Genomic DNA, 15748 nt, shown 5'->3' with positions numbered 1-15748 from the left:
AACCTACGCTAATGAGCAGGTAAGATACCCACTCACAAAAGGTTTTGCTTGATTTAAATGTCTAATATCAACCGTGCTATTTGCAGGTAAATTAGGATTCCCGCTACATCTACAAGGGTAGCAGCTAAAGGAGCAGACATTAAAGCTGGGTCAAATCCTAGCACCTGGAAGAAGAATGGCAGCATGGAGCCGCAGAAACTGGCTAAGAGGGAAATAGCAAAGAGGCTTATGCCTATTACTAGTGCCACAATGGGATTATCTTGTAATAGTAATGCTTCCCCTGTTACCAGGATTCCCAGAATTACCCCGATAATCATACCAGCGGTCATCTCTCGGTAAAGAACTTGTGTTATCAGAGCGTTGAATTGAGACTTCTGGGAATGGAGCGCACGTACAACAACTGTGGCTGTTTGTGTACTAACGTTTCCTCCGTAGGCAATCAGAAGGGGGATAAAGCTAGCCAGGACAACTACTTGCTGCAAAATCTCTTGCTGGCTTTTAATTACAGCTGTAGTACTGGTACTGGCAACCAGCAGAATGAACAGCCAACCTAAGCGCCGTTTGACAATTCCTAGGGGGCTATGTTCCTCATTCTCTTGGGGGTTAGGTGTGTACAGTAATTCAAAGAGTTGTCGGCGCTCTTGGGGGGATAATTCGGCAGTAAAATTTAAGGTGTCTTGTTTGTGAAAGTCTTCTCTGAGGCGTTCTTGCACGCTACTATTCAGGTATTGATAAACTGCGATCGCTTGATTTCTCGGTAGCTTATAGAAGGCTTCAGCCTGCCAACCACAGGGAAGTTTAGTAATTTCTGTGGCTATGTCGGTTATTGTTTGATCACCGAATATATTTTGATTCTCCTGGATGTTCCCTTGTTCAGGCAATGGTAACGGTGGAGCATCCTCCCCAGTTTCCACTTCTTCGCAGGAGTCCATCGATGAGTCATACATAGGATGGGATAATTAATCTTTTTGATGGTCACTCATATCAATAGTAACGAGTATTATCACTAATGTTGAACAGACTTAATATATTTCTACCTCTAGCTAGAAATATTTTCTTGCTGAATTTCCTTAAGGGTATAACAGTGCGATTTCCGTGAGCAATTCGATTTTTTGTTGCAAATTGTGAAGTAAGTCGATAGTTATTTTATAGGCGATACTTTTTCCTTGATTTTGAAAGTATTCAGATGCTTTTTTCAGGTCGGCGATCGCGCCTTGATGATATCCTAAATCATATCGAGCTATACCCCGATTTAGGTAAGCTGGGGCATAGCCAGGCTCAAGTTTGATAACTTGGGAAAAATTACGGATGGCACTCAGGTTATTACCATTTCTGCCCTCCGCACAACCACGATTAAAGTAAGCTCTATGATCCTGGTCATTGAGGCGAATTGCTCGATTAAAGTCGAGGATAGCAGCTGGATAGTTTTGTAAGAGTAAGTAGGCTAAACCTCGATCATTGTAGATTTCGGCGAGGAATAAACTTGTGGTTGAGGGAATTTGAGTTAGGGCTAAATTATAATCAGTAATAGCCTGGGAGTATTTTCCCTCACCGGTATGGGCTAGACCCCGGTTGTAGTAAGCTCGAAAATCAACAGGCTCAAGAGCGATCACCCGATTATAATCGGCTATGGCAGCTGAATCCTCGCCTCGTCTATAATGTGCTAGTCCTCGGAGTAAATAGGCTTGCCAATTATCTGGGGCTAAATTTATAGCTTGATTGCAATTTATAATTGCTTGGTGGTAATCTTGTAATTGCACATGAGTTTGACATCGATCAGTGTCAGCTAAAGCATCATTTGCCTGAAGTGGCGGCACTTGGTGAAAATTTTTTCCTGCTGGCTGGTAATTACCACTCTGCATATTATTTACATCCAGACTTAAAAAATCACTGACTGTAAGTCTATTGACAATGGGTAAGGAATATGCAATGGTATTTGAACAATTGAGGAGAAAAGCCAGCCCGAGAGTCAGGAATAATCGCCAGAAATAAGTCATAAGCATCCTGGTTAACAATTTTGGCCAAGTTGGATTAACGGGGCAAAAATCACCCCTAATTGTTAAATTTTTGACTAAGACTTGGGTGAACTAATACCACACGCAAGCCACAGCATTTGAGATGCTTCGTTACCAATTGTCAGAAAGGCATTATTCCCTAATGCTGATCCAGCAAAAGGGAGAGCGAGTGCAGCGGTTGCAGCATTTAAGGTTATACCCTGATTTAGTAGAGTCCCCCAAAGCTGGAGGAATCTACCTCTTCCAACCTTGATCTGCTTGTTCTAAGACATAAGCAGATACATCAGAAATCTGTTCTGGTTTTAAACGACCCTTAAAAGCTGGCATAGCAGCTTTGCCATTTGTAACTTGACTAATAATGGCCTCTAGGGAGTACATATTGTATTTTTCTAGATCATTCTTGTTCAAACTTTTATTAGCTTGAACCAAATTTCTCCCACCAGCATGACAAGCAGCACAATTAGCACTAAATATTTTCGCTCCATTAATAGTATCTGCTGCTAAAGCTGGACTACTAAAGGCCAAGGTAAAGATAGTTATGGTTAGAAGTATCAGAGAAATAATTTTTTTCATTTTGTGTTCTCCTCAAAAACGGTTAATTGCTGACAAAGACCCTTGACAACTATTGTGAGTTCAACTAATTGCCCGCGTCAAAAGACAATCTGTCAAACTTGATTGTGAGCAGAAACTATCAAAGAGATTTTAATTTCTCGCTTCTACCTCGATTTGCTAACTGTTCCATAGCCTCTTGAGTAACGCGACAAATGCGCCAATCATCCAAAATAGTAGCCCCCATACTGCGGTAGAATGCTTGTGCCGACTCATTCCAGTCCAAGACACTCCATTCTAAGCGTCCACAATTGCGCTCTACAGCTATTTGCGCTACTTTAGACAAAAGAGCCTTACCAACACCTTGACGGCGATATTCCGGTAAAACAAACAAATCCTCTAAGTAAATTCCCGGCTTAGTCAAGAAGGTAGAATAGTTGTGAAAGAACAGCGCGAAACCAACTGCTTGCCCTGCATATTCGGCTAAGATGGACTCAATATACCTGGGAGAGCCAAATAAATGCTCCTCAAGGGCCAAAGCATTACCAGTTACAGCGTGGGATAATTTTTCATACTCAGCCAGCCCCTGAATTAAATTAAACAGTACTTTGCTATCAGAGGGTTCAGCAAAACGCAAAATCAAATTGTCAGAACCAGTCATTAATTGATCATGTATAGTTTATAGACCATAGTCTACAGCGAATTTTTGGATTAGTTGGGATGAGGATGTGCCTAAATATATGAGCAACTCCTAAGGAAGCTTAGGAACAGACAGAAAGCCTAGCTTAACCAGAATGCAAGATTTAATTTTCAGGTATCTTAAACATCCTGTAACACAAAATGACTTAGGCGTAAACAGATGAGTTGGCTTTCACCCCTGGCCTAATACCTGGTGTGGCCTAGCCATACTTAGAAATTGGCAAATAAACTGGTGTTGGTGGTGGGGTTCTCTGCTTACCTTATTTAATAATTATGAATTAGGAATTAAATTAACCATCCCTTTAATCGCTTGGCGATATGAGGACGGCGCAACTTGCGCATGGCTTTACTTTGAATTTGTCGTACTCGTTCACGGGACAGATTGAACATATTACCAACCTCTTCTAAGGTACAAGGTTCGCTGGTGGTCAGGCCGTAGCGTAAAGATATCACATCTTTCTCTCTGGGGGTGAGCACATCACCCAAGACATCCCAAATCTCCTGACGCATCATGTTTTCATTCATTTTTGCTTCTGGAGACAGGTTATCTTCGTCTTCTAACAAGTCCATCAGTTCTGTGTCTTCCTCTTTACCCACACGGTGATTCAGAGAAAGTGCTTGTCGCCTTAATTGTTGCAATTGGCGCAGTTGTTGGACACTAATTTCCAACGCTTGGGCCATTTCGGCTTCATTGGGATTTCGAGAGAGTTTTTGCTTGAGTTCTCTTTGGGCTTTTTTGAGCTTGTTGAGTTTCTCAACAATATGGATGGGTAACCGGATGGTTCGCGCATCATTGGCGATCGCGCGGGTAATTGCTTGTCTAATCCACCAGTAGGCGTATGTGGAGAACTTATAACCTTTATCTGGGTCAAATTTTTCCGTAGCACGATTTAAACCCATAGCGCCTTCCTGGATTAAATCTAGAAAAGGTACACCGCGATTCAGGTACCGTTTAGCAATGGACACCACCAATCTCAGGTTGGAACGAATCATTTTACGTTTCGCGACTCGACCTTGATATAAGCGGTTTTCTAGCTGCTTTTCTGTCATTTCTAGCTGGGAGGCTATTTGTAGCTTAGTGGTTGACTGTCCCAGTTCTAATTCCAATGCAGCTTGTACCTCCCTGACCTCCTCGAGAAACCGGACTCTGCGGGCTAACTCTACCTCTTCTTCGGGTTTTAAGAGGGGATAACGCGCCATTTCTTTAAAAAACGCCCCTACAGCATCATCATGCTCAGTTTTGTTGTATCCTGAAGGCCTTGCTGCAGCCATGTCATCCCCATCACGTTCTTCTGATTCCAGATTTTCGATGATTGGGGGTTCTGACTCTACCATTGATTCTAAAAGTTCCACTGAGTTTTCTTCATGTTCGACTGTAGTTTCCAGTATTTCCATTGTTCCCAATTCAGCAATGTTCATAGTTTCCTTTAGGGATTTTTGCTTTGTTTGGTACATAATTTCATGACACGCTGCTTTAAGCTTGGTAGTTTTCCCTAACCAACAAATGCACCCTTTTGTCAGAAGAATATACCCGGAAAGCTAATTGCTTATTCATTAGTGAAAATCAGCCCCTAGCTGGTTTTTCGTGGTTCTGTGTTAGATAGAACCTCTAACAAATAGTGGTTTTGGCTCCCAGAAACTATCTTCTCAGGTTCCAACACAGATATTCCTGATTTTTTTTCGTCAATACCCGAATCTGTCAAATGCCCTCAACCTTTATCCACCTTAACAAATATAAAAAACTCGGGTAAATACCCCCTAGCGTTAATCTTTTATAAGTTACATGAGTTTTTCTGCTTCATCGGTGAGAATTTACTACATAATAATAAATCATCATCTTGGTTTGGGTTCGGTACTGACTTCATCCAGGTTCCTCAAGGGCATGGTTTGACTAGTCTAATTTTACAAAATAGTTTATTTGTATAAAAGCATCTCATATGTACAAAGGGTTGAATATCTATCAACAGGATGAAAAACACTATATCCTATTTAGTAGTTATTCAGACCATTTCCGGAATCCCTGGAAAGACAATTGGGTTTTTTATAGAGGATTTTAAATATTTATGCCACGAATTGTTAAGACAAAATTGTCTGGTACATTACATATATGGAAAATATCAATTTTTATGGGTATAAAAGTATGATCAAATACATTTGACTTCAGGGAAATAAAAATATTTGATGAACTTGTCTAGCGCCGAAACAATTAAGTAGAAATTAGAACCTGATTTGTTGACAAAAAAATATATGTATAAAACTCAAATAAAATCACTGCATTTACTGGTGGCTGAACCGGGGGAAAGTTACCAATCAGTAAATGTGAATCGGTGGGTTGAAGTGTTGGTAGACTGTCCAGGAACTACGGGATTATTTACTTATAGATTACCCAGTGAGTTAAAAGTCAAACCAGGTGATATTTTAAGTGTACCCTTTGGTACTCAAAAAGTAGGAGCGATCGCCATTAGGTTGTTGGCAGAACTAAATATTGATCTACCACCAGAAAAAATCAAGGATGTAGAAGAGATAGTCAGCGCCGGGTTCTTCCCCAGGACTTATTGGGAGTTATTAAATCGAGTAGCTGCATATTACTATACGCCCTTAATTCAGGTAATCCGGGTAGCATTACCACCAGGATTACTAGGGCGATCGCAACGTCGTATCCGCTTGGTTGAGGATGCACAAATAAACAGACAAATCTCCTCAAGTTTAACCTTCCTTAGTCCCGCAGCCCAGCAAGTTCTCAACCTTTTGCAAGGTCAATTAGCAGGAGACTATAGCCTAGTCTACTTGCAACAAAAAGTCAAAACCGCCTATAAGGGTGTGCGGGAGTTATTGCGATTTGGGTTAGTAGAAAGTTATTTAGAAACACCGCGAATCAATCGGCCAAAACTACAAAAAGCGGTGACTTTAATTGGTGCTATTGATAATAGTTTAACCGAACGTCAAAGAGAAATCTTGGAAATACTGCGACAGCGTGGGGGAGAATTGTGGCAAAGGGAACTGTTGCAAATTTGTCATGCTAGTTCCTCTACCCTGAAGACCATGGCACAAAAAGGTTACATTGTGATCGAAGAAAAACAAGTGCTGCGAACAGAACAGGGACTAGCAGTAGCACAAGACCACCCCAAAACCTTAAATTATCACCAAGCAAATGCATTGAAGAGCATTCAAGATTTAAATGGTTTTGCTGAGGTTCTGTTGCATGGGGTGACAGGTTCAGGGAAAACTGAGGTATATTTACAAGCGATCGCACCTCTACTAAACCAAGGAAAATCGGCCCTGGTATTAGTTCCAGAAATTGGACTCACACCCCAGCTAACAGACCGTTTTCGCGCTCGTTTCGGGGCTAAGGTTAGCGTTTATCATAGTGGTCTTTCGGAAGGAGAACGTTATGACACGTGGCGACAAATGCTCACCGGGGAACCGCAAATAGTCATCGGGACTCGTAGCGCCATTTTTGCGCCTTTACCTAATTTAGGTTTAATCATCCTAGACGAAGAACACGACAGCAGCTTTAAACAAGACTCTCCCATCCCCACCTACCACGCTCGCACCGTCGCCCAATGGCGCGGGGAATTAGAAAACTGTCCCTTAGTTTTAGGTTCTGCTACCCCGTCATTAGAAAGTTGGGTCGGTCTGACAAACTCCTCCACACCAATTCCTAGTTATTACCTTTCCCTTCCCGAACGCATTAATTCTCGCCCATTACCACCAGTGGAATTAGTGGATATGCGCCTAGAGTTACAGCAGGGAAATCGTTCTATCTTCAGTAGGTCGCTCCAAGCAGCTTTACATCAGTTACAACAGAAGCAACAACAGGGAATTTTATTTATCCATCGCCGGGGACACAGTACTTTTGTGTCTTGTCGCAGTTGTGGGTATGTGATGGAATGTCCCCATTGTGATGTGTCGCTGTCCTATCACCACACTGAAGAAGGAGCGCCACAGTTACTACGCTGTCATTACTGTAACTATACGCGATCGCATCCTCAACAATGCCCACAATGCGGTTCACCTTATCTCAAATTCTTTGGTAGCGGTACTCAGCGGGTCGCCCAAGAGTTAGCAAGACAGTTTCCCCAGTTGAGTTATATTCGTTTTGATAGTGATACTACCCGTAATAAAGGCGCACACCGTACTCTACTAACTAGATTTGCTAGGGGTGAAGCCCATTTATTAGTAGGAACACAAATGATTACCAAAGGTTTAGATTTACCCCAGGTGACATTGGTGGGTGTAGTTTCTGCTGATGGTTTACTGCATTTATCAGATTATCGCGCCAGTGAACGGGCATTTCAAACTTTAACTCAAGTAGCAGGGCGTGCGGGTAGGGGTGATGATGTGGGTAGGGTGATTGTGCAAACTTACACCCCAGAGCATCAGGTAATTGGGGCGGTACAACAACATGATTATCAGTCCTTTTGCCAAACTGAATTAGAGCAACGCCAAGCACTTAATTATCCTCCCTATGGAAGGTTAATTTTATTGCGCTTGAGTAGTTTAGATATGATTAAAGTCCAAAACACAGCCCAAATCATTGCCACTGCTTTAAGTTCTCGCCCGGGATTTGATATTCTTGGCCCAGCACCAGCTAGTGTCATGCGAGTAGCTAACCGTTATCGCTGGCAAATATTACTCAAGTTTGCCACGGATGTGTTACCACAATTACCTGACTGGGAGTCAGTGCGATCGCTTTGTCCTGATGCTGTGAGTTTAACTATAGATGTAGATCCACTAAATATTATGTGAAACTTTTATGTGAAACTTGCAAAGATGTAGCAGTTTTATAACTGCTACACCAGGTAGATGTCGGGCAGGAACTTGTGTTTCAATACTAAATAAATTCTTCCCCAGTCCATACTTCATTGATGTTAGTCATCCAGGGTATACCTTCATTTACTGGAGAGCTAACGCTAATTTTAGCTTGATTGGCAAATCTTTTTAACTGTTTGGCTAAATAAGGAATAGTAGTCATGATATGCTGATAACTTTTAATATCATGACAGACAAAAATTAACAAGAGAATACCGCTGTTGACTTTGAAATACCAGTGACAACTGGATAACAAAATCCGCACTGTAGGCTTACAAACCAGGAAAAACCTTTTTTTGGTGGCTTCTTCTAGTTGACTGAGCCAAATACCGCTCATTTGCATTGTTTTTGGGGATGGCAAATCATCGGGAGATAAAGATGGTTGATACATAGTAACTCTGGCATTATTCAAAAGATTAAAAACCTAAATTAAGCTGAATGATCTAGAAATAATTACCTAAAGATCAAATTCAGCCAGTAGGCTCCAGACTCCATCAAGTTTTGATTTTAGATCCGTTCACCCCTTTATAAACTTTATATAATTCATCAGATATTCTTGTTGATTTTCCTCATATTTCCTTAGTATTTAATCCATATAAGTTAATATATTGCATAATGGTAGTATATTTACATGAATAGATAGGCGATTTTTTGTGGACTGAAAGGATGTTTGTCAAGTCATGATTAGTGTATCAACTATTGCTTGACCCCACCCTAACCCTCCCCTTGTAAGGGGAGGGGACTGGATTTTATTGTTTTTTGTGTGTTCCCCAATCCTTCCCATTCCCTATTCCGGTGTTCGGTGTGTTCCCCATTCCCTAAGATAAAAATTACCTGTTGAAAAGTTATAAAACATCCTCTGAGAATGTTTCCCAAAGTATTATCTGTTAGTTCTCCACACAGAACAAATAAAATTGAAGGTAGAGCATTTTACCACCTGAGAAAGGAGCTTCCAAAATTATTTAAAAGCCTAATGGGATCTTCAAGTATGCTGACAGTTTTGATTCCTGAGATCAAATAAGATGATCTAAACTCTGTTACGGCTGCTGCTGGGGTTGTCCCCATATTCAGTATCAGAGTAAATTTTCAGTATTTCTGACGGAAACTTGAAAAATAATCTGAAAAATAGTAATAAGGGAAAACCAAATACTTTGAGGTTATATATTAAGAGACCCCGGAGGTATTGGGTTGGTATGTGTAAAATCTATCATTAACTGAGTTGGGTGCGAAATAGATGGGACAAGGTTCTTTGCAAATCGGCTTAACGCTGTGTATTGTTATAGGGATGGTACCAGTTTTGGGAAGGTACATGGCGCGTGTTTTCCAGGGAGAAAAAACGCTGCTAGACCCCTTCATGAAGCCCATAGAGCGCGGCTGCTTGCTTTTAATCGGTGTGGGTAGGAAAGATGATGGTTATGGCGGTAAGTCGCAGACCGTTGGGGAATATATTCGCGCAGTCTTGTACAGCAACCTAATTATGGGGGCTTTAGTATACCTGATAATATTTTATCAGAGATTTTTACCTTGGAATCCCAATGATTTTGATGCGCCTAGCTGGGATATATTGCTGCATACAGTTGTTTCATTTGTGACTAATACTGGACAGCAACACTACACCGGTGAAACCACCTTAAGTTATTTTAGCCAAGTAGCAGCTTTAGGCTTTTTGATGTTTACCTCAGCCGCCACAGGTTTAGCGGTAGGAATTGCGTTTATTCGGGGCTTAACAGGTCAAAAATTAGGTAACTTTTACGTTGATGTCACTCGTGCCATCACAAGGATATTCCTACCAATCTCAATTATGGGGGCGATCGCTCTAGTTTTCTGGGGTGTGCCGCAAACATTAGCTGACACCCTAGTTGTAGAAACCTTAGAGGGAAGAACCCAATATATTGCCAGGGGGCCAGTAGCCTCCTTTGAGATGATTAAAATGTTAGGTGATAACGGCGGCGGTTTTTTTGGCGTTAACTCAGCCCACCCCTATGAAAATCCCAATGGTGCCACTAATTTAATCGAAACCATAGCCATGATTGCCATTCCGGCATCTTTAATTTACACCTATGGCATATTTGCGAAAAATATGAAACAGGCTTGGCTGCTGTTCTGGATGGTATTTGTAGTATTTATAACTCTCATGTGGGTAACAGTAGGGGGAGAACAACAGGGTAACCCTCAGGTGAATGTCATATTGGGATTAGAACAACCGAATTTAGAGGGCAAAGAAATTCGATTGGGTTGGCTACAAACATCACTCTGGGCAGTGATGACTACGGCTACCATGAGCGGTGCTGTGAACGGGATGCATGATTCATTAATGCCCGCAGGATTATTTTCCACCTTATCGAGCTTATTCCTACGCATTATCTGGGGAGGTCAGGGAACTGGCATAGCTTACCTATTTACTTACCTAATTCTGACTCTATTTTTAATGGGGTTGGTAGTGGGGCGCACTCCCAAATTGTTAGGGCGCAAAATTGAAAGACGAGAAATTATCCTTGCCAGTGTGGTGCTGCTGATTTATCCAATAGTGGTTTTAATTCCCAGTGCTATGACATTAGCTTATCCTGTTTCCCTATCTGGAATTACTAATCCTGGATTTCATGGCATTTCCCAGGTAGTTTATGAATATGCGGCTGCTGGTGCAAATAATGGATCGAGTTTACAGGGATTGAATAATAACACCCTGTGGTGGAATTTAAGTACCTGTTTGAGTATGTTTGCCGGGCGTTACATTCCGATGATGGCGATTTTGCTGTTAGCTGACGGTATATCTGGTAAACCAAAAATCCCAGAAACCGCTATTACCCTTAAAACCAATTCGCTCTTATTTACGGTTGCTACGGCTGGATTGATCATGATTTTGGCAATGCTGGCTTTCTTACCAGTATTGGCCTTAGGTCCGATTGCCGAGGGTTTGCAACTAGCTGCCGGTAGTTAGAAGATGAGTTATTAGTCAACATTTCCCCAAGATCACATAAAATGAACGTTGCACCTGCCTCTGAAGGTAAATCATCACGTTTTCGTCCCGGCGCGGGGGGAACTTTACCGAGTCATCGCCGCCCCACCCTCAAAAAAGCCAAGATAAATAGCAAAAGACTTTATATCAAAGCCATAAGGGATGCTTTTATCAAGCTGCATCCCTGGTATGCAATCAAAAATCCAGTCATGTTTTTGGTTTGGCTGGGGACACTTGTCACCCTAGTATTCACTATTGCGCCCAACTTATTGGGGCCAGCGCCGGAAAATCACCCACACATCGTTTACGGCTTGTTGACAGCAATTTTGTTTCTCACTGTTTGGCTGGCTAATTTTGCCGAAGCATTGGCACTGGGACGGGGTCAAGCCCAAGCAGATGTACTGCAAACTACAAAGTCAGAGGCGATCGCCAAAAAACTGGCCAGCGATGGCACAATTACCGAAGTTCCTGCCAGTAGTCTCAGAGCAGGTGACACCATATATTTGGTGGCTGGGGATATTATTCCTGCCGATGGCAAAGTGATCATGGGTGTGGCCTCTGTGGATGAATCATTAATTAGCGGTGAAGCCGTACCAATACTGAAAGAATCAGGTAATCATGTTGCCAGTTCGGTCATCGGCGGTACACATATCATCTCTGATGAGCTGATTGTTCGCATCACATCTGACCCAGATCAAGGGTTTATTGACCAGATGATCGCTTTATTAGCAGGAACAACACGCAGGAAAACACCGGGTGAAATTACCTTAATGATTTTCCTCACAGTTTTGAGTTTACTTTCTCTGTTAGTGGTGATGACTTTGCCGGCATTTGCCCATTATGTGGGTATTCCGGTGAGTGTACCCATTTTAATCGCCCTGTTGGTGGCGGTGATGCCCACTACCATCGGCGGATTATTCAATACTATTAGTATTGCTGCCATGAATGGAGTTGCCCAATTTAACATTATTGCGACTTCTGGAGAAGCCCTGGAAGCTTGTGCTGATATCACCACGGTGATCTTTGACAAAACACGGACAATTACCTTTGGTAATCGCTTGGCACAAGAATTTATCCCCCTCAATGGACATTCATTAGAGGAGATGGCTAATGTTGCCTTGGCTGCAAGTGTATTTGATGATACATCAGAAGCAAAATCAATTACCCGAGTAGCACAAAGCTTAGGGGGACGACTTGATTTTGACCTTAACCAAGCCGTAGGGGTAAAATTTTCCGAGGACACCCGCATGAGTGGCACAAACTTCGACCGGGGGCATAAAGCTCGCAAGGGTGCGGTAGGAGCAATTAAAGAATTTATTCGTCTGTGCAATGGACAAGCCCCTGCAGAATTGAATTCTGTCTGCCAAAAGATTTCCCAACAAGGAGGTACACCCCTAGCAGTTTGTCTAGATGAGGAAATTTATGGTGTGATTTACCTCAAAGATATAATTAAACCTGGTATCCGCGAGGCTTGTCAGCAGTTAGGCTACATGGGAATCAAGACCATTATGCTCAGTGGGGACAACCTGATCACCACATCTGTGATTGCCAACCTTGCAGGGGTGAATGACTTTATTGGTGAAGCGACACCAGAGGATAAAGTCAGTATTATCCACACAGAACAGGCAGCAGGTCAAGTAGTGGGAATGATAGGAGACGGGTCTAATGATGCTCCGGCGCTCCTCAAGGCCAATGTCGGCGTTGCCATGAACACAGGTAGTCAAACTGCTAAAGAAGCAGCCGATATCATAGATTTGGACTCTGACCCGACAAAGCTGATTGATCTAGTAAGTATGAGTCGCAATGTAGTAGTTACCCGTGGTGGGCTAACTATATTTTCCCTGGCGAATGATATTACTAAATACTTTGTAATTATCCCATTGATTTTTACGGCCGCTCATCTGCAAGGTTTAAATATCATGAATTTGTCCAGCCTGAATTCGGCTGTAATATCGATACTAATTTATAATGCTGTGACGATTCCGGCTCTAATTCCTTTAACTTTGAGAGGTGTAGAGGTAAAATACCTGCCAACCAGTCAACTGCTACTGCGCCATCTGTTGATTTATGGTTTAGGTGGAATAATTGCATCTTTGTTCGCGATTAAATTCATAGATATGCTAATTGCGACCACTGACTGGGGATAGAAACGCCCCAATTTTATGCTGTGAATTATCCCTGTTCATCTGTGTAATCCACGGGAAGCCGCTCAGGAGGCTACATCTGTGGTCAACTAATCTTTCCTGAACTAGAAACTCATCGCCAATAAATTTTTATGAATTTTATTCGTGAAACTATCACAGCTGTTCGCATGACCCTAGTGCTTTGGTTACTAACGGCAATAATCTATCCCCTGGGTATCTTGCTCATAGGTCAAGCCTTGTTTCCTTTTCAAGCTAATGGCAGCGTTATGGTAAATTTAGACAATCAGGTAATTGGTTCAGCTTTGATTGGTCAGACATTTACATCAGACCGTTATTTTCACGGACGTCCCAGTGCTGTGAGATATAGCGAAGGAAAACAAGCCAGCCCGACGGGGATATCTGGCGCGAGTAATTTTGCTCCTAGCAACCCAGCACTGTTAGAGCGAATTGTGGAAGAAGCAAATCAATTACAAGAGCAGAATATTGAACCCCTGGGTGATTTAATTTATGCTTCTGGTTCTGGCTTAGACCCGCATATTTCTTTGAGATCCGCCCGCCAGCAGTTGAGCCGAGTGGCCCGCGCCCGGGATGTGGGAGAAAATGACATAATACCTTTAATCAATAAGTATACTGATGGGAGATTCCTGCGGACTTTTGGTGAGCCGGGTGTGAATGTGTTGCGATTGAATTATGCTCTTGACTTACAGGAGATTAACTTTCCTTGACTTCTCCCTTGGTTGAAACACAAGGGATTCTAAACTGATGTTGCTACGCGGTCTGAAGACACGCTACGCAATGTTTACGATATGATTTATTTAACCTAATGAACAAGTCATATCGTTGTGGCACAGTCAAAGATGCCCTACCCACCTCGGCTAAACATAAACCTAGCTGTGTGGTTACTTTTCTTAAAATATTTGCTGCTGCTTGAGCATCTGCGGAGGTTAATAATCCTTGTAGTTAAACCCGCTCCCTTCTCAGGAAAGGGGCGGGTATGAGATTGTGTACTTGAAGAAATCCGCAATCCCATGACCGAGGAAAATAATTAGGCTTGACGTGAGTAGTATTCCACTACCAGCAGCTCATTGACTTGTAACGCCACCCATTCTCGTTCAATAACGCTGTTAACTTTACCGGTCAACTTAGCTTTGTCAAATTCCAAATGACTGGGGAGGTTGGCTAATCCTGGATATTGTAAATTGGCTTCTACTAACTTCCGGGAAATTTCGCGGTCTCTGACTGCAATGACTTCACCGGGGCGACACTGGTAACTAGCAATATTGACTCTGCGACCGTTAACCGTTACATGACCGTGATTTACCAGCTGACGAGCTGCTGGAATGGTGGGAGCCATCCCCAAACGAAAAACGGTGTTATCCAGGCGCATTTCTAACAGTTGTAGTAGCACTTGTCCGGTGGAACCGGTGACGCGTCTAGCTTTACGCACATAGCGCAACAGTTGCTTTTCGGTTAAACCGTAGTTCATCCGAATCTTTTGCTTTTCTTCTAGACGAACTGCATACTCAGAGCGTTTTTTGCGGTTCTGACCATGCTGTCCTGGTGGATAGGCTCGTCTAGCACTTTTACGACTTAATCCTGGCAATTCGCCTAAGCGACGTACAATTCTGAGGCGTGGCCCTCTGTATCGGGACATGAGTTTCCTTAATCTATTCCTGTTAACTTTTAACTAGACATTGAATTTTGACACTTTCCTGATTATACATCAGGAAATTCTTGGTGATCTGAAACTGGTGACTTTGATCTTGTTGACACTCCCCACGGCTAGAAGCCGGGGGATTCTTGCTTCACGGGGATTCCAATGAATTTACCCTCCGCAAGCATCTTGACCGTGTGCCCCACGGCTGCAAGTTTGCGGGTAAATGGTTGTTTTACTCGCTTTGAGCATTATATCACTGTGGCTAAAGCCAATCAATCGTTTGCAAGCTGCTCTGGGTTGAAAAATTGCCTTTGATGCTATGGGGGGAGCCGGGGGTTAGAAACCCCCGTCTCAAAGCTAAAGTCAGATAAATCTGACTAGAAGATCATATATTTGATGGTCCTGACGGGATGCGATCGCGAAGCGCTGCTATTAAAGGCGATCGCGCCAAAGTGAGTAAGATCCCCGACTTCTTAGATAATTGGCATAATCTCATATAATCTGTCCAGAAGTCGGGGATCTGTGTGAGTCGAAGATCATGTATTTGATTATCTTGACGGGATGCGATAGCGAAGCGCTGCTGCAAGCAGATCGTGAAACGCTGCTGTTAAAGGCGATAGCGAAGCGCTGCTGCAAGCAGATCGCGTAACACACGGGAAATTTACCCAGATATCATAAATATTGAACCCAGTACCGGCGAAATAGTTTTATATTCCCAAGAATCTATCTTTAGATAGATGACAAGATTACCTAAATAGTATCACTGAGGCTTAGGTATCAAAAAAATATTTATTTACATATGATTTAAAATCAAATGTGATATTATTGGTCTAATTTGATTCAAAATACGTTAAATATCGATTAGTTTTCAGTAACATTGACGCTACGCACTGTTACTAGATTTATGGCTGCGCAG

General features: G+C 42.4%; 11 protein-coding genes. 4 read left to right on the top strand and 7 right to left on the bottom strand.

The window, feature by feature from the left end:
* Window positions 1-53: 53 nt before the first annotated feature.
* The 5 genes from IM676_RS05735 to IM676_RS05715 form a co-directional block, all read right to left on the bottom strand.
* Complete coding sequence (locus tag IM676_RS05735; RefSeq protein WP_200989318.1) at window positions 54-932, bottom strand: magnesium transporter; 879 nt, start codon at window positions 930-932, stop codon at window positions 54-56.
* 138 nt (window positions 933-1070) lie between these two features.
* Window positions 1071-1997 carry a tetratricopeptide repeat protein gene (locus IM676_RS05730; RefSeq protein ID WP_200989317.1) on the bottom strand — a complete coding sequence of 309 codons (927 nt, stop codon included), beginning with the start codon at window positions 1995-1997 and terminating at the stop codon, window positions 1071-1073.
* 252 nt (window positions 1998-2249) lie between these two features.
* Window positions 2250-2588: a cytochrome c6 PetJ gene (petJ, locus tag IM676_RS05725; protein WP_200989316.1), complete on the bottom strand. Its 339-nt coding sequence runs from the start codon at window positions 2586-2588 to the stop codon at window positions 2250-2252.
* Window positions 2589-2706: 118 nt separating this feature from the next.
* The gene (locus IM676_RS05720; protein ID WP_200989315.1) at window positions 2707-3225 is read right to left on the bottom strand and encodes a GNAT family N-acetyltransferase; all 519 of its coding nucleotides are present in this window, start codon (window positions 3223-3225) and stop codon (window positions 2707-2709) included.
* Between the two features lie 323 nt (window positions 3226-3548).
* Window positions 3549-4718 (bottom strand): RpoD/SigA family RNA polymerase sigma factor, encoded by a 1170-nt coding sequence (locus IM676_RS05715; protein ID WP_200989314.1) that lies wholly within the window; start codon window positions 4716-4718, stop codon window positions 3549-3551.
* Between the two features lie 792 nt (window positions 4719-5510).
* Between IM676_RS05715 and priA the strand changes: the two genes are divergently transcribed.
* The gene (gene priA / locus IM676_RS05710; protein ID WP_200989313.1) at window positions 5511-8012 is read left to right on the top strand and encodes a primosomal protein N'; all 2502 of its coding nucleotides are present in this window, start codon (window positions 5511-5513) and stop codon (window positions 8010-8012) included.
* Window positions 8013-8097: 85 nt separating this feature from the next.
* On the opposite strand, the gene IM676_RS05705 is transcribed toward priA, so the two are convergent.
* Window positions 8098-8466 (bottom strand): hypothetical protein, encoded by a 369-nt coding sequence (locus IM676_RS05705; protein WP_200990093.1) that lies wholly within the window; start codon window positions 8464-8466, stop codon window positions 8098-8100.
* 843 nt (window positions 8467-9309) lie between these two features.
* Here IM676_RS05705 and kdpA point away from each other — a divergent pair.
* From kdpA to kdpC, 3 genes are all read left to right on the top strand, one after another.
* Entirely contained in the window at window positions 9310-11013 is a 1704-nt protein-coding gene (gene kdpA / locus IM676_RS05700; protein WP_200988865.1) for a potassium-transporting ATPase subunit KdpA, read from the top strand.
* A 41-nt stretch (window positions 11014-11054) separates the two neighbouring features.
* Window positions 11055-13178: a potassium-transporting ATPase subunit KdpB gene (gene kdpB / locus IM676_RS05695; protein ID WP_200988864.1), complete on the top strand. Its 2124-nt coding sequence runs from the start codon at window positions 11055-11057 to the stop codon at window positions 13176-13178.
* A gap of 128 nt (window positions 13179-13306) precedes the next feature.
* Entirely contained in the window at window positions 13307-13900 is a 594-nt protein-coding gene (gene kdpC, locus IM676_RS05690) for a K(+)-transporting ATPase subunit C (protein WP_200988863.1), read from the top strand.
* 320 nt (window positions 13901-14220) lie between these two features.
* Here the strand turns inward: kdpC and rpsD are convergent, their stop codons facing one another.
* Window positions 14221-14829, bottom strand: coding sequence for a 30S ribosomal protein S4 (rpsD, locus tag IM676_RS05685; RefSeq protein WP_200988862.1), 609 nt, complete (start codon window positions 14827-14829; stop codon window positions 14221-14223).
* Window positions 14830-15748: the final 919 nt, after the last annotated feature.

The sequence above is a fragment of the Anabaenopsis elenkinii CCIBt3563 genome (assembly GCF_015245355.1).
GTDB classification, from domain to species: domain Bacteria; phylum Cyanobacteriota; class Cyanobacteriia; order Cyanobacteriales; family Nostocaceae; genus Anabaenopsis; species Anabaenopsis elenkinii.
The sequence above is the reverse complement of the archived record's forward strand: the minus strand, read 5'-3'. Positions and strand labels throughout refer to the sequence as shown.

Excerpts from the sequence above, each read along its gene's own strand:
- IM676_RS05735 (WP_200989318.1), bottom strand. The coding sequence starts at position 932 with ATGGACTCCTGCGAAGAAGTGGAAACTGGGGAGGATGCTCCACCGTTA.
- IM676_RS05730 (WP_200989317.1), bottom strand. The coding sequence starts at position 1,997 with ATGACTTATTTCTGGCGATTATTCCTGACTCTCGGGCTGGCTTTTCTC.
- petJ (WP_200989316.1), bottom strand. The coding sequence starts at position 2,588 with ATGAAAAAAATTATTTCTCTGATACTTCTAACCATAACTATCTTTACC.
- IM676_RS05720 (WP_200989315.1), bottom strand. The coding sequence starts at position 3,225 with ATGACTGGTTCTGACAATTTGATTTTGCGTTTTGCTGAACCCTCTGAT.
- IM676_RS05715 (WP_200989314.1), bottom strand. The coding sequence starts at position 4,718 with ATGTACCAAACAAAGCAAAAATCCCTAAAGGAAACTATGAACATTGCT.
- priA (WP_200989313.1), top strand. The coding sequence starts at position 5,511 with ATGTATAAAACTCAAATAAAATCACTGCATTTACTGGTGGCTGAACCG.
- IM676_RS05705 (WP_200990093.1), bottom strand. The coding sequence starts at position 8,466 with ATGTATCAACCATCTTTATCTCCCGATGATTTGCCATCCCCAAAAACA.
- kdpA (WP_200988865.1), top strand. The coding sequence starts at position 9,310 with ATGGGACAAGGTTCTTTGCAAATCGGCTTAACGCTGTGTATTGTTATA.
- kdpB (WP_200988864.1), top strand. The coding sequence starts at position 11,055 with ATGAACGTTGCACCTGCCTCTGAAGGTAAATCATCACGTTTTCGTCCC.
- kdpC (WP_200988863.1), top strand. The coding sequence starts at position 13,307 with ATGAATTTTATTCGTGAAACTATCACAGCTGTTCGCATGACCCTAGTG.
- rpsD (WP_200988862.1), bottom strand. The coding sequence starts at position 14,829 with ATGTCCCGATACAGAGGGCCACGCCTCAGAATTGTACGTCGCTTAGGC.